We start from the raw sequence: 20,325 nt of genomic DNA, 5'->3' as shown, positions 1-20,325 counted from the left end.
GCTGCTGCTGGTATTTGCGACAAAGCACGGCGTTACTCATTTAAGATGTCTCCTGTGAATCATCAGTGGCTGTTTGTGCCACCAGACTGAAGGGCGCGAGCGACTCCAGCAAGCCCTTGACCGGGGTGGCAAGGCCGATGTCCCCTAGGCTGGCCGGATCTATCCAGCGCCCTTGCTCATTAACATTCCCTGCCCGTAGCATGCGTACTGGCTGAGGGGTAATCTCAAGCCGGAAGTGGCTGAACACATGTGTGAACGCTGGCCAGGCTGACTCAACGACTGCTCCCGGTGCGTGGCTGTCCAACCAAGCGCGCAGTTCGCCTTCAGAGTCAAACTGCGGCAAGCTCCACAGCCCGCCCCACAGGCCACTGGATGGCCGCTGTTCCAGCAGCACCTGCCCGGTGTTGTCGAGCAGCATCAGCATAAGGGTATGTCGCGTCGGCAGCGCCTTTCTGGGCTTGCTCTCAGGAAAGCGTCGCTGCTCACCGCGCTGACGCGCCAGACACACATCACCAAAAGGACAACGCGCGCAGTCCGGCGTGCCTCGCCGACACAGGGTCGCGCCAAGATCCATCATCGCCTGACTGTAGTCTGCGACGCGCTGATGCGGTGTATAACTGTCGGCCAACACCCACAGCTGGCGCTCCACGGCGCTGCGCCCAGTCCAGCCTTCCACTGCATGCAGCCGTGTCAGCACACGTTTGACGTTACCATCGAGAATCACGCCGCGCCGCCCGGTACTCTGGGCGATAATCGCTCCAGCCGTTGAGTGGCCTATGCCGGGCAAAGCGACCAGCGCATCAACGCTGTGCAGCGGGAACTCACCGTCATACTGCTCGGCTATCAGCTGGGCAGCTTTGTGTAGATTGCGGCCCCGAGCGTAGTAACCAAGACCAGTCCACAAGTGCAGCACTTCGTCCTGGGTCGCTTCGGCCAGGGCGGCAACATCGGGAAAGCGCGCCATAAAGCGGTCGTAATACGGGATGACCGTAGCGACCTGGGTCTGCTGGAGCATGATCTCCGAGACCCAGACGCGATATGGCGTCCGCCGTTGTTGCCAGGGCAGGTCATGGCGCCCGTGACGGTCAAACCAGTCGAGTAGGCGCTGCTGGAAGCGCTGTGCTTCAAGAACAAGCGCTGGGCGATCTGTCATCGAGACCTCAATTCAGAAGCCCCTTGATGGCCTTGCGAAGCCCGCTTGCGGCACCTTCACCGAGGCTCTCATCAAGTTTCTCGGCAGCTTCGTCCAGCTTCTCCTCAGCCTTGTCGCCAAACCGGCGCTTGATTTCACGTTGCAGCGCCTGGCCCAAAGCTGCCTGTACGGCATCGCTGTCAAGACGGCACCACTCGCTGCTGTCTCCACCAAGCTGGCCTTTACAGCGCAGCGGAAACTTCACGCCGACAAGTCTGGGATTAACCGCACAGGCTGGGTCCACGTCTTCCCTGAAGCTCGCCGCCACACGCAGATCGAAGGCCTCGCTGCCCAGATCCAACTCACCATTACCGCCAACACTGATGCCGGGAATGCTCAGCACCAAATCGTCTGTGCTGGCAATGCCATCCGTGATCTCTATGCTGGCAGTGGCCTGTTCAAAGGGTGTGCCAGCAGGCCATTCATTGCCGACCTGCTTGCCTTCCAAGCTCGCTGCAACGCTGCACAGCTCGCGAGAAATGTTGGCTCCCGTCAGTCGCCCCTCATTGACGCCAAGTTCAAGCTGACCATTGAGACTACGCGTGATCAGCGCCACACTGTTGCCCTGGCTGGTCAGCTGGCCATGGCCGTAAAGACGGCCTTCCGCTGGCGGTGGCTGGTGGCCCAGAGAAGTCAGCAGTGAAGCCAGACGCAGTTCTTTACCTTCCAGCGACAAGGCCCACTGCAGCGGCATATCGCTGGCATCCAGCTTGCCCGTAGCCTGCAGCTCTCCCGAATGAAGGTTCGAGGCAAACCGGGTTAGTCGGTGCACGCCTTCGCTGCCTTCCACAGCAAGCGCCACATCCCGGAACTCCTGCTTTGCAAGAATCAGATCGCCAAGGCGCAACTGCAGATTCAGTGCTACCTCTGCAAGCCATTCTGCGGGCAGCAAGTCAGCATTTTCCTGTTGCGCCCAGGCGCGTGAAATACCGGGCAGGTGCACCACACCGGCGCTGCCTTGGCTGGGCGGCAGGTAGTCGTCAAGATTGATGCGGTCACCCTGCAGGTTCGCGTCCAGTCGTTGGCCATCGAAGTCTGTGCTCACGCGTCCGCTGAGGGTACTACCATCCAGCATCATATTGAGCCCGTCCAGAGTCAGCGACTCAAGGTTACCCTCAACAGGGCTGGTCAAGCCGACTTCGGCCAAGGCCTTAGGGCTGGCCATGGCTGGCATGGCATTGAGCCGTATCAGCCAATTTCTGAGTGAAAACGGTGCCAGCTGCAGGTGACCGCTATAGCGTGGCGCCGTATCCAACGCCTCAAGCAGCAGGCTACCGGTAACGTTCAGGCCGTCCGGCCCAGTGAGTGCCATTTGCTGCAGCCTGGCGGAGCGAGTATCAAGGTTGCCCTCAAGATCAAAGCGTATCTCAAGTGCCAGTCGCTTGTCACCCAGCTGCGGGTACAGGAGCCCCGCCTGCAACAGACTTGTTGTCATCCGCAGCCGGTCTGCCGCCAGATCCAGCTCCAGTTGATCAGCGGTAAGCTGAAATTCCTGGGGCTCCTGCTCGGAATATAAGCGCGTACTGGCCTTGAGCGACACACCGTCAAGCACGTGGCGCTTCTCGGTCAAGCCCAAGTTAACGCTGGCCTTCAGATCCAGTTTGCTGGTCACGCTGGCCGACTCAGCGTTGAGTGTCTCGAAGTAGTCCACCACAACGCTGCCTTCCAGCGGGAAAGCACTCCCCGGGTTAACGTTCGTGCCGGTGAGCACAAGGCTGCTCAGCTGATAGGCATCTCCGGACTGGACATCGACATAGCGCACCCTACCGTCCTTCAGCTGTACACTGGCGATATTGACGTTAACGTCAAGGTCTGAACTGCCTGGATTGACACCGGCGCTGGTAGGAGTAAGGGCGGACTCAGCGTGCTGACGATGACTGTCAAGACGCTCAAGCAGCATCTCCCAGTTGCCGCGCCCCTCCACATCACGCTCAAGATTCAGCTTCAGTCCGACAATCGTCAGGCCATCAATGGCGATCTCGCGCCTCAGCAACGGGGCAAACGATAGGCTAACCTCCCCATAATCAAAAGCAGCAAAGGGCTGCTGGTCCGCAGACTGACCAGGCAACCGCGCCTCGGCGTTATTCACACTGACCCCCAGCCGCGGATAGAAGGACCAGTTCAGCTGGCCACCCAGCTCAAGCTCAAGGCCACTTTGCTCACGCACCACCTCAACCAGACGAGGCTTAAGGTCTTCCGGATCGAGGAAGGTGGTCACAAAAATGACCGCCCCCACCATGACCAGCCCGAGAATACCGATGGCGGCCAGCAGGGTTCGCAGGATTCGCTTCATTGTGGCCCGGCTCCTTTTTTAGCAGAACTCTTGTTGACAGAAACACCCAACTCAAAATGATCACCGGTCTGAGCCAGACGATAGCCCGCACGATTGAGCAACAGCTGATCTGCCATGGGCAGGTGCCTGCTGGCCACACACAACCGGCAGCTCTGCTGGTGTGCGCTGTCGCTAACCAGTGTCAGTAAACGTGATCCCACACCACGGCGGCGCGTGGTCGTGCGTACACAAAAGTGCGAAAGCCACCAGGCGCTACCCTCTTTCACTACTGCCACAGCGCCCAGCAGACGATCATTGAAACGCGCACAAAAAAACACGTGGCCGGCGGCCAGATGGTCATGAATAAACGCATCAACCGCCATTGGCAGACGTTCAGCAGGCGCATCCTCATAGATACGCTGCAGATCGATATGAAGCTGGGAGTCGGCCTCCCAAGCGGTCTGGTCGACGCGCTGAAGCGTTACCGGCATGCTGTATCTCCTGAAAACTGGCGGCCATGGCCAGCACCGAATGTCTGGCATTGTAGCGGATAGGGCCGACGGTTCTCTATAATGGTCGTTTTGTTGCGGCAGGCGAGTCTCGCCAGCCCGGTTTCCGGGCGCCGCTCACCTCTGATACGCGCCCAGCGCTGGAGAGCCAACATGTCCGAGCGTATTGCCACGGTCAGCCGTGACACGCAGGAAACCCGTATTACCGTGACCGTGAATCTGGATGGGCAAGGCCGCCTTGACAGCCAGACCGGTGTGCCCTTCCTTGACCACATGCTTGACCAGATCGCCCGCCACGGGCTGATCGACCTGGACATCAAAGCCGATGGTGACGTGCATATCGACGACCATCACACCGTCGAGGATATCGGCATTACCCTGGGCCAAGCCTTCCATCAAGCCCTTGGCGACAAGCGCGGTATTTATCGCTACGGTCATGCCTATGTGCCGCTAGACGAAGCCCTGACTCGCGTTGTCATCGACTTCTCCGGTCGCCCCGGCCTGTTTATGAATGTTGAATTCACGCGTGAGAACATCGGCACTCTAGACACACAGCTGTTCTGGGAGTTCTTCCAGGGCTTTGTCAACCATGCCCGGGCAACCCTGCATATTGACAACCTGAAAGGCTTCAACGCTCACCACCAGGCAGAAACCATTTTCAAGGCGTTCGGCCGGGCAGTGCGCATGGCAGCGAGCGAAGACGTGCGCATGGCAGGCCAGATGCCGTCCACCAAGGGCGTGCTGTGAGCCTGAGGGCCAAACTGCCGACCACTATGAGGATCGCAACATGACCATTGCCGTCATCGACTACGGTATGGGCAATCTGCACTCCGTCGCCAAGGCACTGGAGCATGTCACCCAAGAGCGCGTGGTCATCACCCGCGATGCGCGTCGTATCCTGGGGGCAACACGCCTGGTGCTACCGGGCCAGGGAGCTATCCGCGACTGCATGGGTGAGCTTGAACGCACCGAACTGCGCGGCCTGGTCGACGAGTTACTGGCTCAGCAGTCCAAGCCACTACTGGGCATCTGCCTCGGCCAGCAGATGCTATTCGAGTACAGCGAAGAAAACGGCGGCACCGAATGCTTGGGTTTCATGAAAGGACAGGTGCGCCGCTTCCCGACCGCCATGCGCGACCCTCATGGGCAACGGCTCAAAGTGCCGCATATGGGCTGGAATCAGCTGCAACTGCATCAGGATCATGCGCTGTGGCGCGGCATCCATCATGATGAGCATTTCTACTTCCTGCACAGCTACTACGTGGCAGCCTCCGATGATGCCAACGTGTTTGGCACCATTGACTACGGTGACATCAAGGCACATATCGCCACCGGACGTGATGCCACTTTTGCGGTGCAGTTCCACCCGGAAAAAAGCGCCCGGGCCGGACTCAAACTGCTAGAAAACTTCGTTTACTGGGCGCCATGATGGCGTGAAAGGACACAACATGTTGGTTATTCCCGCCATTGATCTCAAAGACGGCCAGTGCGTGCGTCTCAAACAGGGGCGTATGGACGACGCCACCAGCTATGGCGATGACCCGGTGGCCATGGCGGCGCGCTGGGTCGAGGCCGGCGCCCGTCGCCTGCACCTGGTCGATCTTAACGGCGCCTTTGAAGGCAAGCCGGTGAATGGCGACGCCGTTACGGCCATCGCCCGCGCTTACCCGGACCTACCAATCCAGATCGGCGGCGGCATTCGCGATGCAGCCACCATTGAGCACTACCTCAAGGCCGGCGTATCCCAGCTGATCATCGGCACCAAGGCGGTCAAAGAACCGGACTTCGTCACCGAGATGTGCCGCGCCTTCCCCGGCCATATCATCGTTGGCCTAGATGCCCGGGACGGCTTTGTGGCCACCGACGGCTGGGCCGAGGTATCAACGCTCAAGGCTACCGACCTGGCCAAGCGCTTTGCCAACGACGGCGTTTCCTCCATCGTCTACACCGATATCGCCCGCGACGGCATGATGCAAGGCGTCAACGTTGAAGCGACTGCCGAGCTGGCCCGGGAAGGCGGCCTGCCGGTAATCGCTTCTGGCGGGGTAACCAACCTTGATGACCTGCGGGCGCTGATTGCCGCTGACGAGCCAGGCATTTTCGCTGCTATCACCGGCCGCGCCATCTATGAGGGCAGCCTGGACCTGGCTGAAGCCCAGGCGCTATGCGACACTCTGGCCGCCGACCACAAGGAGAGCTGAACATGCCACTAGCCAAACGCATCATCCCCTGCCTCGACGTGGAGTCTGGCCGTGTGGTCAAGGGCGTCAACTTTGTTGATATCCGTGATGCCGGTGACCCGGTGGAAATCGCTCAGCGCTATAACCTGCAGGGCGCCGATGAAATTACCGTGCTGGACATCACCGCCAGCCACGAAGATCGCAACACCACGGTCGAAATGGTCGAGCAGATCGCCGGCGCGGTGTTCATTCCGCTGACCGTAGGCGGCGGTATCCGCAACTGCGACGACATTCGTACCATGCTCAATGCCGGCGCTGACAAGGTCTCGATCAATACCGCCGCGGTGGACAACCCTGAATTTGTGCGCGAAGCCGCCGAGCGCTTCGGCAGCCAATGCATTGTGGTCGCCATTGACGCCAAGCAGGTGTCTGACGAGGGCGAGCCGCCGCGCTGGGAAGTCTTTACCCATGGCGGGCGTAAGCCAACCGGCTTGGATGCAGTAGAATGGGCCCGCCGCATGGTCGAATACGGCGCAGGAGAACTGCTGCTGACCAGCATGGACCGCGACGGTACCAAGCAGGGCTTTGACCTGGGCGTGACCCGCGCAATCAGCGATGCAGTAAGCGTGCCGGTGATTGCCTCAGGTGGTGTCGGCAACCTTGATCACCTGGTCGACGGTATTCTCGAAGGCGGGGCCGACGCAGTCCTAGCGGCCAGCATCTTTCACTTCTCCGAATACACGATTCCTGAGGCCAAGCGCTATCTGGCAAGTCGTGGCATCACCATGCGGCTGTAATCCATGGCATTAATCAGTACGGCAAAACGGCAACACTTGTCTCAATGCACAAAACGCAGCCCTCGGGCTGCGTTGTTGTGGTGTCTGACACAGCGCTTGGTGGCAAGTGTGGTGCTGGCACTCGCAGCAAGCACGGCACTGGCACAACCTGAGCCTGCTGCTGAAACCCAACCCTCCATGCTCGAGCTGGACCATATTCTTGTCCAGACCAGCCTATATACGCGACATTTTTCGCCTGACCCCAAGCACAACAATCATCAGGACCTGATCGCCGTGGAGCTTCACAACCCTCAGCGCTGGATGGTCGGCGCGGCCTGGTTCAAGAACTCCTACCACCAACCTACCTGGTACTGGTATGCCGGACGTGAGTTCCCACTGTGGGAGCCGAGCCATCAATTCAGCGTACGCGCTAAGCTGAGCGCCGGACTGCTACGCGGTTACAAGGGCAAGTACCGCGACAAGATCCCGTTCAACAGGGCAGGCATAGCGCCCGCCATACTGCCGAGTGTTGGCGTGCGCTATAAGCGCGTGGAAGCCGACATGATCATGTACGGCACCGCCGGCATGATGGTCACAGCGGGAATGCGGTTTTAACCGCATATTCTTTAAACAGTCTGGCCGCTGGCACTGACTACTCCAGGCTGATGCCCAGGTTGCTGAATCCCTCATTGCGCCCCAGTTTGCGCAGCGCTTTGAGGGCGTCGCGGTCGAGCGGTGCTTCCACGCTTTCCAGCAACGCGTCCTGAAAGCCGTTTTCATCAGCCATCAGCGGGTGCTCCCGCACTTTGACTGCCAGGGCTTCAGTGTCGTCTTCACCCTCAGTCATGGCAATGAAAGCCTGCACACCGCTGCGTGACGTGCGGCTGACTTCGATCACGGCTTCTTGGGAGCCGCCGCGCAGCGTATCCAGCAGCGCTGTCAATGCTGCCACGGCCTCCATAGCACGCCGCGCCCCAAAGCTGTCATCCTCGGCTGGTGGCTGACAGGCGGCCAGCTTGTCGGCCTGCAGATCAAAATCGATTCGGGCATCCCTAACCTGCAAACTCTCCCACACCAGAGCCAGAACAGAGCTCAGCGCCTTGGTGTCGCCCTGCCCTGATGCCTGCGAATAAAGCGCATAATTGGGTACCAGGCGCTCACATAGCGCGGCCATGAAGGCTTGCTGGGCCTGTGGCTCAAGTGCGTGCAGACGTTGGTTAAAACCACTGCCAGGCTGAATCATTGGCTTTCCTTGTTGATACGGGCTGATGGTTGCAGAACGGATACCTGCGTTTCAGGGCCACAGGCGCTCAGGGGCCACGCGACCACGGCTGTCAAAGGCAACCCCTTCGTCGATCAACCGACGGCGCTGCTCATCGGCAGCGTCATGCTCGGCCAGCCGACGCGAGGCAGTGATGACGCGAAACCAGGGGAGATCGTGACCAGCGGGCAGCTCGCGCAGTGCTCTTGCAACCAACCGTGGTGTGCCGCCCTCCGTCATCGCAGCAATACGACCATAGCTAGTCACGCGCCCGGGCGGAATCTCTGAGATAATGGTAAGTATCTGTTCTTTCAGGGTTACTTTCATGTACTCTGGCCTTCCCACAGCTGACTATCGGCGAGGTCGCTCATGCACTTTCATCTGCTACAGCATAGCCCCCACCTTGGTCCGGCCCGCATCGCCGACTGGCTCGATAGCATGGGGCATAGCCATACCATCTTCCACCTCTACGCCGGCGAGCTTCCGCCGCGCCCCGGCGACAGCGACGCCCTCATCGTGCTCGATGCGCCGGACGACGACACGCTACCAGGCTGGAAGCGTGACGAAGAAAAACTGATCGCTCGCACCCTAGACAGCCAGCGCCCGTTGCTGGGCATCGGCTTTGGTGCCTGTCGTATCGCCAGTACGCTCGGTGCCAGGGTGTCGCGCGGCACCTATGCCGAAACCGGCTGGCAGCGCATCAGCCTGAATCACGACAGCCCCTTTGACCTGCCTGGGCAGTTCGAGGCCTTCACCTGGCATCGCAATATCTTTGGCCTGCCCGACGACGCCTTGCCATTGGGTGGCAGCGAAGCCAGCCCGTTACAGGGCTTCAGCTGGGACGCGGGTCGCGTCGTAGGGCTGCGGTGCCACCTGGAAGCCACCCCGGCAAGCACCCGCGACCGACTCACTCATCTGCCAAGGCCTGAAGGCGACGAGGTCAGCCCTTACCGGCAGGATGACAGAGAAATTCTCTCCGACAGCACACGCTTTACCCAACTGGCCCCGCTGCTTGACCGCGTACTGAGCCAGTGGCTGCGTAACGCCCGGCGAGACTGACACCCGCTCAGCAAAACGCCTTTTCCAGCGCAAAACGGGGCTGCTCAACGGTCCCGCTTTCGCCCTGGGTTTCTACCGTTTCCATAAACATGTCAAGCGGCCTCACCCACAGGCCGTAATCGCCATACAGCGCGCGATAAGCCACCACGGACTCCTCGGTTTCGCTGTGTCGGGCGACACCAATCACCTCATAGAGCGCACCCTTGTAGTGGCGATAGATGCCAGGTACTGGCTGAGAGCGGTTCATCAAAAATCCTCTGCGTGAGTGTGGGTGTGAGTGTGATGTGTCAGTTCCGCGCCAGCCGAGCCAGCACACGGGACGCGGCGGCAAAGCCGAAGGCACCGGTAACAAAGGTAGCCGCGCCAAAGCCAGACGCGCAATCCAGGCGAGTCGAGTCACCGGCAGCGGGTTTGGTGTGGCAGACCTCACCGTCCGGGGCGGGATACACCAGTTGCTCGTCCGAGAACACGCACTCCACGCCGAAGCGCTTTTTCGGGTCACGGGTAAAGCCGTAGTCGCGGCGCAGCTGGGCACGCACTCGCGCCAGCAGCGGATCTTGAATGGTGCGCGTTAGATCTGCGATCTGGATGCGTGTCGGGTCGGTTTGCCCACCCGCTGCCCCGGTCACAGTGATCGGCAGCTTACGGCGCTTGCACCAGGCAATCAGTGCGGTTTTAGCCACCACACTGTCGATGGTATCCAGCAGGTGGTCCGTATCTTCGGGCAGCCGCTCGGCAAGATTGGTCGGCGTCACGAAGGCTGCATCAGTTACCACCTCAATGCCAGGGTGAATCGTGCGACAGCGCTCAGCTAGCACCTCGATCTTGGGGCGGCCAATGGTGCCGTCCAGCGCATGCAGCTGACGGTTGACGTTGGACAGGCACACATCGTCCAAATCAATCAACGTCAACCGGCCGATACCGGAGCGGGCCAACGCCTCCACCGCCCAGCTGCCGACCCCGCCAACCCCGGCCACCACCACATGGGCGCGGCGAAAACGCTCGACGGCACGCGCACCGTACAGGCGGCGGATACCACCAAAGCGCAGGTCGTAATCTGTTTCGGTAACGGATGAATCAGTCATGATGCCTCTGGGTTTGCGGCGTTAGGGGGGTAGTAGCGCAGAGATTTTGGCGCAGAGAGTCACGTTCAGCACCGGGCAGATGGCCGGCCCAACCAAAGCGCTCAAACAGCCGCGTCATTACGGGATCCAGCGCGCAGCTTAGGTTGAGCGTGTCACCGCTGACCGGGTGCCTGAAGCTCAGCCCTACCGACGCCAGCAGCAACTGCGGGCAATCCAACTGGTCGGCAAAGAAACGGTTATGCAGCCCCTTGCCGTGTCTGGCGTCGCCAATAATCGGATAGCCACGCCGCGACAGGTGGCGGCGGATCTGATGGCGTCGCCCGGTCAGCGGACGCGCCTCCATCAGCGAGTAGCGACTGCTGGGATAGCGGTCAACGCTCACCGGCAGCTCTACGCTGTCCAGGCGACGCACGTCCGTTACGGCGGCCATGGCCGGCATCTCGGACTTAGGCCGGGAGCCGTCTTCTTCGCGTAGCGCATAATCAAGACGCTCGCTGTCAGGGCCTATACCGCGCACTACCGCCAGGTAGCGCTTGGAAACCCGTTGGGCGCTGAATTCAGCCACCAATCCGGCAGCAACATCAGAGTTGAGCGCCATCACCATCAGGCCCGACGTGGGGCGGTCCAGCCGGTGTACCGGATACACCCGTTGCCCGATCTGGTCGCGCAAGGTCTGCACCAGAAAGTGCGTCTCTCCTCGGGCCAGCGCTGTGCGATGCACCAGAAGCCCAGCGGGCTTGTGCACGGCGATCAGATGTTCATCCTGATAAATTATCGGCAGTGGTTCTGGCATGAGGGCTCGTCAAAAAAGCTCGTCTAAAAAGGCGCGGAGCGGCTTACGTAGATTTGAGGCCGTATTGTCGCTGCAGGCCACACAGATGTCATCTGCAGCCCACTTCCCGACCATGGTCGGCTCGCCTGTTGGCCAAAAATCCACGAAGCTAGAGATACCATGACAGGAGATCGCCATGAAGCACTCCCCCGCCTATCGCCTAGCTGCCACCATCTTGCGTGGCTTTGATGAATATCGTTCGCGATTCAAGCAGATTACTGATGACGCCAGCCGGCGCTTTATCGAGGCGGCCTGGCGTGAGGCTCAGGTCGCCTCGGCGGAGCGAATCGACCTGTATGACGAAAAAGTCGAAGACACCAAGCTGCGCCTGACACGCACCCTAGACAAGGATCTACTGATCCAGTGCGAGCACTGGGGAAAGGCCCGCGGCCACTACACCGACATGATCAGCCAGCGGCTCGATTACGAGCTGGCTGAGACCTATTTCAACTCACTGTTCTGCTCACTGTTCCATCACCGCCATATTCACAATGACTGGATGTTCGTCTATAGCTCACGCGAATCGGCCGCTCACCGCTCCGCTATCGAGCTGTGCCGCTCCAAGCAGGTTGATGGTGACTGGGAGCAAGCGCTGCACTGGGCACCGGGTGACGCTGGCCTGGGCATGGGGTTCATCGATCTGCCCAGGGACGTGGCGCTGGCCAGGCAGTCGCTGGAACGCCTGCTGCCAGACACGATCCTGGCTGCCGACGACGCTCGGATAGAACTCATCAAGAGCGTCTTCTACCGCAACAAAGGGGCTTACCTGGTCGGGCGCATTCTCGGCGGCGGCGAGCAGGTACCGCTGGTCCTACCGGTGCTGCACGAGGAAGGCCGTGGCCTGCAGCTGGATACCCTGCTGATCGAGCCCGACGAAGTCTCCATCATCTTCTCGTTCACCCGCGCTTACTTCCAGGTCAAGGTAGTGGTGCCCAGCGAGTTCGTGGCCTACTTACAGGAGCTGATGCCCGACAAACCCGAAGGCGAGCTATATGCCTCGATTGGCTTTTTCAAACACGGCAAGACCGAGTTTTTCCGTGCCCTGAACCGTCAGGTGGCCAAACGCGAGGACCGCTTTATCATCGCCCCCGGCGTACGCGGTATGGTGATGGCAGTGTTCGTGCTGCCATCCCACCGCACGGTATTCAAGATCATCAAGGATCGCTTTGACCCTACCAAAGATATGAGCCGCGAGAACGTGCGTGAGAAATACCGGCTAGTAAAACGCCACGACCGGGTGGGACGCATGGCCGACACCGAAGACTTTTCCAACTTCATCGCCCGCAAGGACCACTTCGACCCGGAATGCCTAGAGCACCTGCTGGAGGTGGCGCCATCCACCGTTGAGCTGCGTGGCGACAAGGTGTTGATCAAACACTGCTACACCGAACGCATGATGACGCCGCTGAACCTATATATCCAGGACTGTGAGCCCGATGAGTTGCGCGCGGTGCTCAGGGACTATGGCAACGCCATCAAACAGATGGCCGCCGCCAACATCTTCCCCGGCGACATGCTGCTCAAGAACTTCGGTGTGACGCGCCATGGCAGGGTGATCTTCTACGACTACGACGAAATCAGCTACCTCACCGAGTGCAACTTCCGCCATATTCCCGAGCCCATGTACCCCGAGCAAGAGCTGGCCGACGAGCCGTGGTACTCCGTCGGACCACGCGATGTCTTCCCAGAGGAATTTGGCCCTTTCCTGTTTGCCGACATAACGCTGCGCAAGATGTTTTACGAAATGCATCCAGAGATTTTCGATGCCGATTATTGGAAGGGACTGCAGCAAGCCATAAATGACGGTAGAGTTATCGATGTCTATCCCTACCGCAACAAACAGCGGTTCGAAGCAGATATCAACAACGGCCTGGTTTACTGAGCCTGTGGATGAAACGCAGCAGTGCCCTCAGCCCAGACAAAACAGACCGAAAGAGACAGCGAATAGGAGTGAGCATGAGCAGTGCGCAGCCGCCGCATCTGGTGGTATTTACCGGTGCTGGCATCAGTGCCGAGAGTGGCATCCAAACCTTTCGCGCCGATGATGGCCTGTGGGCTGACTACCGTATTGAAGATGTCGCCACCCCCGACGCCTGGGAGCGCGACCCGGAAACCGTGCTGCATTTTTACGATCTGCGCCGCGACCAGATCCGCCAAGCCAAGCCCAACACTGCCCACAAGGCACTAGCGGCACTGGAAAAGAGCGGGTTTCAGGTCAGCGTGATCACCCAGAATATTGACGACCTGCACGAACGGGCCGGCTCCACTGATGTGCTGCACCTGCACGGCGAGGTGCTGAAGGCACGCTCAAGCGTTGATAGCCGCATGCTCTACCCGCTGCCAAAAGGCGGCATCCGCATGGGTGATGTATGCGACAAAGGCAGCCAGCTTCGCCCTGACGTGGTGTGGTTCGGTGAAGCGGTGCCAAGGTATGCCGAGGCCTGCGAAATCGCCGCCACGGCTGACTTGCTACTGGTGGTGGGCACCTCTCTTGCGGTAATGCCGGCAGCCATGCTGGTTGACCTGGTCCCTCAAGGAGCAGGCCGGATTGTCGTCGACCCTGCGGCAAACTCCCTGGGTCGCTCTGATATCACCCGTCTCGCCCTGCCTGCCGGAGAAGGCGTGCCCATGCTGACCAAGCACTGGCTGCGTGAAGGACGCCTGTGGGTACCTGAAACGCTGATGTTGTAGCCATCATGTACCACATCACATCAGAACCGCCTGATCCAGAGACTGACTCACCGGCCGATCCAACAACTGATTCGCCACCACAGCATCCGCGCCCACTGCAGCGCGAATTCAAGGCTCGCGGCAGTTTTGTGGTGCGCTGCCCGGGTTGTCAGCTGCCTGAGCTTAACTGCCTGTGCCCGTATCGCGTTGAGGCACAAAGCCACAGCCAAGTATGGCTGCTGACGCACCCCTACGAGCACTTCAAGCCCACCAATACTGGGCGCCTGATTCGCGACGTGCTGCCCGAGACCCGTGTTTTCACCTGGTACCGCACCACGCCGGACCCTGAGCTACTCGCCCTGCTGGCTGATCCGCGCTACGCGCCCTTCATCATCTTTCCCGATGACCAGCCAGACTACGCTCATCGCGTAGTCGGCATGGACGCCGTAGCCGACTATCAGCATGGGGATAATGAAAAAGAGGATAAAGAAAAGATACCCGTTTTCATCATTCTCGACGGTACCTGGCGACAGGCCCGGCGTATGTTTCGCCGCAGTGCCTACCTAGCAAATTTACCGGTACTGCCACTGGCCAGCGAACGGCAGACCCGCTATCGGCTACGCAAACCTGCCTCCAGCGCTCACCTGTGTACCGCCGAAGTGGCAGTGGAAGTATTGCGCCAGGCTGGCGACACCCGGGCGGCTGAACTGCTGGACGACTACTTCGACGTGTTCAACGACTGCTACGCCGCCAGCCGGCGCTACCACCTCATCACCTCACCCACCCCGGCCATGCAGCGCCTTCTGGCACTGCGCGAACGGTGAGCGAATTAAACCAACGCGGCTTGCGTCTCAGCCCCCAAACAGTGCACCAGCAATACGGAAGCCGGCGATCCAAGTGCCGGCAGCTGAGCCGATAGTGGCAGTAATGAACACCAACAGGGTGCGCGAGACCCTATTGCGCCACCAACCTGACCAGTGGGTCACGTCCTGACGCAGAGTTTTGAAATCGCGCACCTTGGGCTTGCGCATGGCCAACTCGACTCCAGCGGCAACAAAGCCCGCTCCAATGGTCGGGTTCAGCGAGGTCAGTGGTGCCGCAAGTGCCGTGGCAACCACGGTGACCGGGTGGGCCAACGCCACCAGAGTAGCCAGCCCTGACAGCACACCGTTGATCACAAACCATTCAATGACCAGCTGCCAGCCAAGCTCGGTGTTGCGCGAAAAGCCGATAGCAAAGCCGCTGAGCACCAGGGCCGTAATCAGCCAGGGCAAGAGCTTCCAGATTCGTGACGGCGGGGGTGTCGCCTCCAAAGACTCACGCTCGACCTGGGGCGCCTCTGGCAGCGGAGCTTCCAAATGCTCGGCCATGCCCTTGAGGTGGCCGGCACCGATCACTACCAACACATGACGGTAGCTGTCCGGCGGGCAGGTCTCAGCCAAACGCAGCACCATGTAGCGGTCACGCTCGGTGATCAGGGGGGTAAACAAGGCTTCCGACTCACTGGCGAACTCGCTAAACGTCGACTCCAGCACATCGCCCTGCTTGAGCTTTTCGATATCTTCAGCGGCCACATCCTGGCGTGATAGCACGCTGCCAAGCAGCCCCGAAAACAGCGCAAAGCGCTGCCACCAGGGCACATTATGATAGATCCGCTTCAACGTAATACCGATGTCCCGGTCGATCAGTTTGACCGGCAGGCCAAGCCGCTGGCTCTCCTCGATGGCAGCGTTCATTTCGGCACCCGGCTCAATGCCAGACTGCTCAGCAACCCGCTGCTGAAAGGCACCCAGTGCCAGGCTGGCAGCGACCAAGCCAGCCTTGCCCTGGCGGAATACCTGGAACAGGTCCTGCTCGGCCATGAGATCGGGATTAGCAAGGTTCTGATGACGCGATTCACACAACTCGATGGCGACAGCATCAAATTCCTGTGATGCAATCAGCCCGCGCACCTCATCGGCGCTTTCGGCCGACACATGCGCCGTACCAATCAGGGTGTAGCAGGTATCACCCACGCGCAGTGTACGGCGAGGGCCTGACGTGATCGGAAGGTCGGGGGAAAGCGTCACAGTATCCGTTGGCTGGGTCATTACGGCTCAATTGTACAAAGGGGGAAAAAGCGATTATCGCCCATGCAATCAGATGGGCCAACTCACTATTGTTTCGTTAGGGGTTTGTAAGAGCGAGCTTCAGGCCGCGATGGCGTCGTCAGGCGCCTGGGGCTGCCTGGTATCACTGCAAATCACTTCTGCCAGAAAGCCGGGGTAAACAGCACGAGGATGGTAAAGATCTCAAGGCGGCCCATCAGCATGGCCAACACAAGAAACCATTTGGCCAGAGACGGCAGGTCGCCGTAATTGGCGCTGGCATCACCCAGCGCAGGACCCAGGTTGTTGAGCGCAGACCCCACGGTAGACCAGGCAGTTACTTGGTCAACACCGGTCGCCATGATGGCCACCAGTATGACCAGAAACACCATCACATAGGCCGAGAAAAAGCCCCACACCGCCTGGGCAATACTGTCCGGCACCACCGTTTTATCAATCTTGACGGCAATCACCGCATGGGGGTGAATCAATCGCACCACCTCACGCATACCCTGTTTGACAATCAGGATGATGCGGATGACCTTCATGCCGCCGCCGGTAGAGCCCGAACAGCCGCCCACAAAGGCCGCGGTGAACAGCAGAAAAGGCAGCGCCCCCGGCCATCCTGAGAAGTCGGCCACGCTGAAACCGGCAGTACTGGCAATGGACACCACCTGAAAAACCGCATCCCGCACCAGGGCAATGGGCTCTGAGTCATGAGCTAGCCACAGGGTGACAACGGTAATGATCGACAGACCTGCCAAAAACAACAGCAGAAAGCGCGCTTCCGGATCACGCAGGTAGTGACTCAGGCTACGCTCTCGCCAGGCAAAAAAATGCAGGCTGAAGCTCATGGCTGAGACAATCAGGAAAAACACACAGACCATCTCGATAGCGGCGCTGTCGAAATAGCCGATGCTGGCGTCGTGGGTCGAGAAGCCGCCGATGGCCACCGTCGAAAAACTGTGCCCCAGGGCATCGAACCAGTCCATACCAGCAACCCTGTAGGCCAGCATGCAGGCAATGGTCAGGGTCAGATAAATATACCACAGCGCCTTGGCCGTCTCGGTGATGCGTGGCGTCAGCTTGGAGTCCTTGAGCGGGCCGGGAATTTCGGTGCGATACAGCGCCATGCCACCAACACCAAGCGTTGGCAGAATGGCCACCGCCAACACCACGATACCCATGCCGCCAAGCCACTGCAGCTGTTGGCGATAATAAAGAATGGCCTTGGGCAGCAGGTCGATACCGGTAATTACCGTCGCGCCAGTGGTAGTAAGGCCGGAAAAGGATTCAAAGACCGCATCGGTAATCGACAACGCCGAGCTACCAGTCAGCATCAACGGCAACGAGCCTGAAAAACCCAGCACACCCCAGAACATCACCGCAATGATAAAACCATCGCGGGTGCGCAGCTCCTTACGCGCCAAACGGTTAGGCAGATACATGATCGAGCCGAGACCCGCAATGATCACTTGCGCCAGCATGAAGGCCTGCCACATGCCGTCGTCATAGATCAGCGAGATCAGAATGGGTGGTGCCATGGTCATGCTGAACATCATCAGCAACAGACCCAGGATGCGCAGAATCATCCTCAGGCTCATGCGCGAGCACTCCTCGTCATGCTGTCAGAAGAAAGACAATCCGACCTGGAACAGACGCTCCACATCGCGGATGCGGCGCTTGTCGATCACAAAAAGAATCACGTGATCACCGGATTCCACCATCACATCGTCGTGGGCGATCAATACCTCATTACCGCGAACAACAGCGCCGATGGTGGTGCCCTCGGGCAGGTCAACTTCACTGATCGTGCGGCCCACCACCTTGGAGGACTGGAAGTCACCATGGGCAATGGCTTCGATGGCCTCGGCTGCCCCGCGGCGCAGGGAATGCACATTGACGATATCGCCGCGTCGCACATGCGTCAGCAGGCTGCCGATGGTGGCCTGCTGTGGCGAGATGGCAATATCGATCTCACCGCCCTGCACCAGATCAACATAAGCGGCGTTGTTGATCAGCGTAAGTACCTTTTTGGCGCCCATGCGTTTGGCCAGCATCGACGACATGATGTTCACTTCATCGTCGTTGGTCAGTGCACAGAAAATATCGCAATCCTCGATATTTTCCTCTTCCAGCAGACGCTGACTGGTGGCGCTACCATGCAGCACCACCGTGCGGTCGAGTTGCTCGGAAAGCTGGGTGCAGCGCTCAAGATTATGCTCGATGATCTTGACCTGGTGGCTGTGCTCCAGATGCTCGGCCAGCCGTTGGCCGATATTACCGCCGCCGACAATCAGTATGCGGCGGAAATCCCGATCCAGTCGGCGCAGCTCGCTCATCACAGCGCGGATGTCACGCCGCGCAGCAATGAAGAAGACCTCATCATCGGCCTCAATCACCGTATCACCATGGGGGATGATAGCCCGGTTGCGGCGATAGATTGCCGCAACCCGAGTCGCCACCTTGGGCATGTGATCACGCAGCTTCCCCAGCGCCTGACCGACCAGCGGCCCGCCATGAAAGGCTTTGACGGCCACCAGCTGAACCAGCCCACCGGCAAACTCCAGCACTTGCAGCGCTCCGGGATGCTCGATCAGCCGCCGGATATGGTCCGTCACGACCTGCTCAGGTGTGATCAGCACATCAATCGGCACGGCATCGTGCGCAAACAGTCCCTTACGGGTCAGGTAGGCAGTGGCGCGTACCCGCGCAATCTTGGCCGGCGTACGAAACAGCGTATGAGCCACCTGGCAGGCAATCATGTTGACTTCATCGGTGTTGGTCACCGCAATCAGCATGTCGGCATCTTCGCAGCCAGCCTGACGCAGCACGGCAGGATAGGATGCCGGCCCCGTCACCGTGCGGATATCCAGGCGCGTATTCAGCTCGCGCAGCCGCTCGGCATCGGTATCAACGACAGTGATGTCATTCTCTTCATAGGCCAGGTGCTCGGCCAGGGTACCACCGACCTGGCCGGCCCCGAGGATGATGATTTTCATCGTGCGCCTGCGTTGTCAGTCAATGGTGAAACCGACTTTGATAGTGACCTGCCAGTGGGCCACTTGGTTATTCTCGATATGCCCGCGGGTATCGATCACTTCAAACCAGCGCATGTTGTGCACGCTTTCTGAGGCCTTGGTGAGGGCGCGCTGAACGGCGTCTTCAACGCTTTTTTCGGAGCTACCGGTCAACTCAATGTGCTTATAGACGTTGCTCATGATGTGCTCTCCGTGGCGGATAAGTGGTGCAAACGGGGCAGGTACCCTCAGGCAGCTGCCTTCCTCAGTCTCGCATAGAAAAAGCCGTCGTGGCTGTCCGGTCGTGGCAACAGCTGCTGACCGGCACCGGCCGGACGCCCCCAGGACAGATTTTGTGGCGTGGTGACCTCCACACCCGGCGTGCGCGCCAGGAAGGCCGCAACCTGGTCGGCATTTTCCTCGGGCAGCACAGAGCAGGTGGCATACAACAGCGTACCGCCGGGCGCCAGCAGCGGCCACAGGTTATCGAGCAGACGTGCCTGCAGCTCAGCAAGCTTGGCAATGTCCGAGGGACGACGCAGTCGTTTGATATCCGGATGCCGACGGATGACACCACTGCCCGAGCAAGGCGCATCAAGCAGAATGGCGTCAAACGAAGTGCCGCTCCACCATTCACGCCCGGTGGCATCGCCGTGAATCAGCTCGGCAGACAGCCCCAGCCGCGACAAGGTGTCTTCAACCCGCCCCAAGCGGGTGTCGTCACTGTCAACAGCGGTCAGGTCGATATCGAACAACTCCAGCAGATGCGCAGTCTTGCCGCCAGGCGCACAGCAGGCATCCAGTACGCGCAGGCCGGGCCGCGGGGCCACTACCGGGCCCAGCAACACCGCTGCCAGCTGGGCCGATTCATCCTGCACACTGACCCGCCCCTCATGAAAGCCTGGCAGCGCCCCAACATCGCAGGCGGTCTCCAGCGTCAGGCCGTCCGGGGCATGTGTGCACAGCCGCGAGCGGATGCCGGGGCCATCAAGCAGCTCGCGGTACTGTTCACGATCGCCCTGCCGACGGTTAACACGCAGCGTCATCGGCCCCGCCTGGTTGTTGGCTTCGGCAATGGCGCGCCAGTCGTCGGGCCAAGCCTGGCGCAGGGCATCAATCCACCACTGTGGATGCAGCAGCGCCACCGCTGGATCATTATCGACAATGGCCTCAAGCTCAGCGCTCTCGCGCTGCAGGCGACGCAAGCAGCCATTGAGCACTCGAGTCGCCCACTCTTTGTTCAGCAGCCGCGCGGCACCCGCCGTTTCACCCACGGCGGCATGGGCCGGAATACGCAGATACAGCAGTTGATAGATACCCACCAGCAACAACGCATGAACATCGGCATCCCGTGCCTTAAACGGACGCTCCAGCAGCTGGGC

22 protein-coding genes are annotated in these 20,325 nt (G+C 59.9%); 9 read left to right on the top strand and 13 right to left on the bottom strand.

The window, feature by feature from the left end; translation table 11 throughout:
* Window positions 1-40: 40 nt before the first annotated feature.
* The 3 genes from mutY to ACTH3D_RS06455 are packed head-to-tail and all read right to left on the bottom strand — an operon-like array spanning window position 41 to window position 3,955.
* Complete coding sequence (mutY, locus tag ACTH3D_RS06465) at window positions 41-1,153, bottom strand: A/G-specific adenine glycosylase (RefSeq protein WP_441666247.1); 1,113 nt, start codon at window positions 1,151-1,153, stop codon at window positions 41-43.
* A 7-nt stretch (window positions 1,154-1,160) separates the two neighbouring features.
* The gene (locus tag ACTH3D_RS06460) at window positions 1,161-3,485 is read right to left on the bottom strand and encodes an AsmA family protein (protein ID WP_441666246.1); all 2,325 of its coding nucleotides are present in this window, start codon (window positions 3,483-3,485) and stop codon (window positions 1,161-1,163) included.
* A complete protein-coding gene (locus ACTH3D_RS06455) occupies window positions 3,482-3,955 on the bottom strand; it encodes an acetyl-CoA sensor PanZ family protein (protein WP_441666245.1) in 474 nt (157 codons plus the stop codon). Before ACTH3D_RS06455 ends, ACTH3D_RS06460 begins: the two co-directional genes overlap by 4 nt.
* A 171-nt stretch (window positions 3,956-4,126) precedes the next feature.
* On the opposite strand from ACTH3D_RS06455, the gene hisB reads away from it, so the two are divergent.
* The 5 genes from hisB (at window position 4,127) to ACTH3D_RS06430 (ending at window position 7,544) form a co-directional block, all read left to right on the top strand.
* Window positions 4,127-4,720 carry an imidazoleglycerol-phosphate dehydratase HisB gene (gene hisB, locus ACTH3D_RS06450; protein ID WP_441666244.1) on the top strand — a complete coding sequence of 198 codons (594 nt, stop codon included), beginning with the start codon at window positions 4,127-4,129 and terminating at the stop codon, window positions 4,718-4,720.
* Window positions 4,721-4,760: 40 nt separating this feature from the next.
* Window positions 4,761-5,402 carry an imidazole glycerol phosphate synthase subunit HisH gene (gene hisH, locus ACTH3D_RS06445; protein WP_441666243.1) on the top strand — a complete coding sequence of 214 codons (642 nt, stop codon included), beginning with the start codon at window positions 4,761-4,763 and terminating at the stop codon, window positions 5,400-5,402.
* Between the two features lie 19 nt (window positions 5,403-5,421).
* Window positions 5,422-6,174 carry a 1-(5-phosphoribosyl)-5-[(5-phosphoribosylamino)methylideneamino]imidazole-4-carboxamide isomerase gene (gene hisA, locus ACTH3D_RS06440; RefSeq protein WP_441666242.1) on the top strand — a complete coding sequence of 251 codons (753 nt, stop codon included), beginning with the start codon at window positions 5,422-5,424 and terminating at the stop codon, window positions 6,172-6,174.
* 2 nt (window positions 6,175-6,176) lie between these two features.
* Entirely contained in the window at window positions 6,177-6,950 is a 774-nt protein-coding gene (gene hisF / locus ACTH3D_RS06435; RefSeq protein ID WP_441666241.1) for an imidazole glycerol phosphate synthase subunit HisF, read from the top strand.
* A gap of 111 nt (window positions 6,951-7,061) precedes the next feature.
* On the top strand, window positions 7,062-7,544 hold the full coding sequence (locus ACTH3D_RS06430) for a hypothetical protein (protein ID WP_441666254.1): 483 nt from the start codon (window positions 7,062-7,064) through the stop codon (window positions 7,542-7,544).
* Window positions 7,545-7,581: 37 nt separating this feature from the next.
* On the opposite strand, the gene ACTH3D_RS06425 is transcribed toward ACTH3D_RS06430, so the two are convergent.
* Together ACTH3D_RS06425 and ACTH3D_RS06420 are read right to left on the bottom strand one after the other, a co-directional pair.
* Window positions 7,582-8,172 carry a YjaG family protein gene (locus tag ACTH3D_RS06425; protein ID WP_441666240.1) on the bottom strand — a complete coding sequence of 197 codons (591 nt, stop codon included), beginning with the start codon at window positions 8,170-8,172 and terminating at the stop codon, window positions 7,582-7,584.
* Between the two features lie 51 nt (window positions 8,173-8,223).
* Window positions 8,224-8,517: an MGMT family protein gene (locus ACTH3D_RS06420; RefSeq protein ID WP_441666239.1), complete on the bottom strand. Its 294-nt coding sequence runs from the start codon at window positions 8,515-8,517 to the stop codon at window positions 8,224-8,226.
* Between the two features lie 42 nt (window positions 8,518-8,559).
* On the opposite strand from ACTH3D_RS06420, the gene ACTH3D_RS06415 reads away from it, so the two are divergent.
* Entirely contained in the window at window positions 8,560-9,249 is a 690-nt protein-coding gene (locus ACTH3D_RS06415; RefSeq protein ID WP_441666238.1) for a type 1 glutamine amidotransferase, read from the top strand.
* Between the two features lie 7 nt (window positions 9,250-9,256).
* On the opposite strand, the gene ACTH3D_RS06410 is transcribed toward ACTH3D_RS06415, so the two are convergent.
* The 3 genes from ACTH3D_RS06410 to ACTH3D_RS06400 are packed head-to-tail and all read right to left on the bottom strand — an operon-like array spanning window position 9,257 to window position 11,127.
* Window positions 9,257-9,496, bottom strand: a complete 240-nt coding sequence (locus ACTH3D_RS06410; RefSeq protein ID WP_441666237.1) for a DUF1653 domain-containing protein — start codon at window positions 9,494-9,496, stop codon at window positions 9,257-9,259.
* 40 nt (window positions 9,497-9,536) lie between these two features.
* Complete coding sequence (gene tcdA, locus ACTH3D_RS06405) at window positions 9,537-10,334, bottom strand: tRNA cyclic N6-threonylcarbamoyladenosine(37) synthase TcdA (protein WP_441666236.1); 798 nt, start codon at window positions 10,332-10,334, stop codon at window positions 9,537-9,539.
* Window positions 10,327-11,127: a pseudouridine synthase gene (locus tag ACTH3D_RS06400; RefSeq protein ID WP_441666235.1), complete on the bottom strand. Its 801-nt coding sequence runs from the start codon at window positions 11,125-11,127 to the stop codon at window positions 10,327-10,329. Before ACTH3D_RS06400 ends, tcdA begins: the two co-directional genes overlap by 8 nt.
* Before the next feature lie 175 nt (window positions 11,128-11,302).
* Here ACTH3D_RS06400 and aceK point away from each other — a divergent pair, with 175 nt between their 5' ends.
* The 3 genes from aceK (at window position 11,303) to ACTH3D_RS06385 (ending at window position 14,660) form a co-directional block, all read left to right on the top strand.
* Entirely contained in the window at window positions 11,303-13,048 is a 1,746-nt protein-coding gene (gene aceK, locus ACTH3D_RS06395; RefSeq protein ID WP_441666234.1) for a bifunctional isocitrate dehydrogenase kinase/phosphatase, read from the top strand.
* Window positions 13,049-13,122: 74 nt separating this feature from the next.
* A complete protein-coding gene (locus ACTH3D_RS06390) occupies window positions 13,123-13,857 on the top strand; it encodes an SIR2 family NAD-dependent protein deacylase (protein ID WP_441666233.1) in 735 nt (244 codons plus the stop codon).
* A 5-nt stretch (window positions 13,858-13,862) separates the two neighbouring features.
* Window positions 13,863-14,660, top strand: coding sequence for a tRNA-uridine aminocarboxypropyltransferase (locus ACTH3D_RS06385; RefSeq protein WP_441666232.1), 798 nt, complete (start codon window positions 13,863-13,865; stop codon window positions 14,658-14,660).
* Window positions 14,661-14,687: 27 nt separating this feature from the next.
* On the opposite strand, the gene ACTH3D_RS06380 is transcribed toward ACTH3D_RS06385, so the two are convergent.
* From ACTH3D_RS06380 to rsmB, 5 genes are all read right to left on the bottom strand, one after another.
* Window positions 14,688-15,926 carry a TraB/GumN family protein gene (locus ACTH3D_RS06380; protein WP_441666231.1) on the bottom strand — a complete coding sequence of 413 codons (1,239 nt, stop codon included), beginning with the start codon at window positions 15,924-15,926 and terminating at the stop codon, window positions 14,688-14,690.
* 152 nt (window positions 15,927-16,078) lie between these two features.
* Complete coding sequence (locus ACTH3D_RS06375) at window positions 16,079-17,527, bottom strand: TrkH family potassium uptake protein (protein ID WP_441666230.1); 1,449 nt, start codon at window positions 17,525-17,527, stop codon at window positions 16,079-16,081.
* A 24-nt stretch (window positions 17,528-17,551) separates the two neighbouring features.
* A complete protein-coding gene (gene trkA, locus ACTH3D_RS06370) occupies window positions 17,552-18,925 on the bottom strand; it encodes a Trk system potassium transporter TrkA (RefSeq protein WP_441666229.1) in 1,374 nt (457 codons plus the stop codon).
* Between the two features lie 15 nt (window positions 18,926-18,940).
* Window positions 18,941-19,144 carry a dodecin gene (locus ACTH3D_RS06365; protein WP_441666228.1) on the bottom strand — a complete coding sequence of 68 codons (204 nt, stop codon included), beginning with the start codon at window positions 19,142-19,144 and terminating at the stop codon, window positions 18,941-18,943.
* 47 nt (window positions 19,145-19,191) lie between these two features.
* Window positions 19,192-20,325: 16S rRNA (cytosine(967)-C(5))-methyltransferase RsmB (rsmB, locus tag ACTH3D_RS06360; protein ID WP_441666227.1), on the bottom strand; the 1,134-nt coding region annotated here is incomplete at its 5' end.

It is taken from the genome of Halomonas sp. (genome assembly GCF_052095765.1).
Lineage (GTDB): Bacteria > Pseudomonadota > Gammaproteobacteria > Pseudomonadales > Halomonadaceae > Halomonas.
The sequence above is the reverse complement of the archived record's forward strand: the minus strand, read 5'-3'. Positions and strand labels throughout refer to the sequence as shown.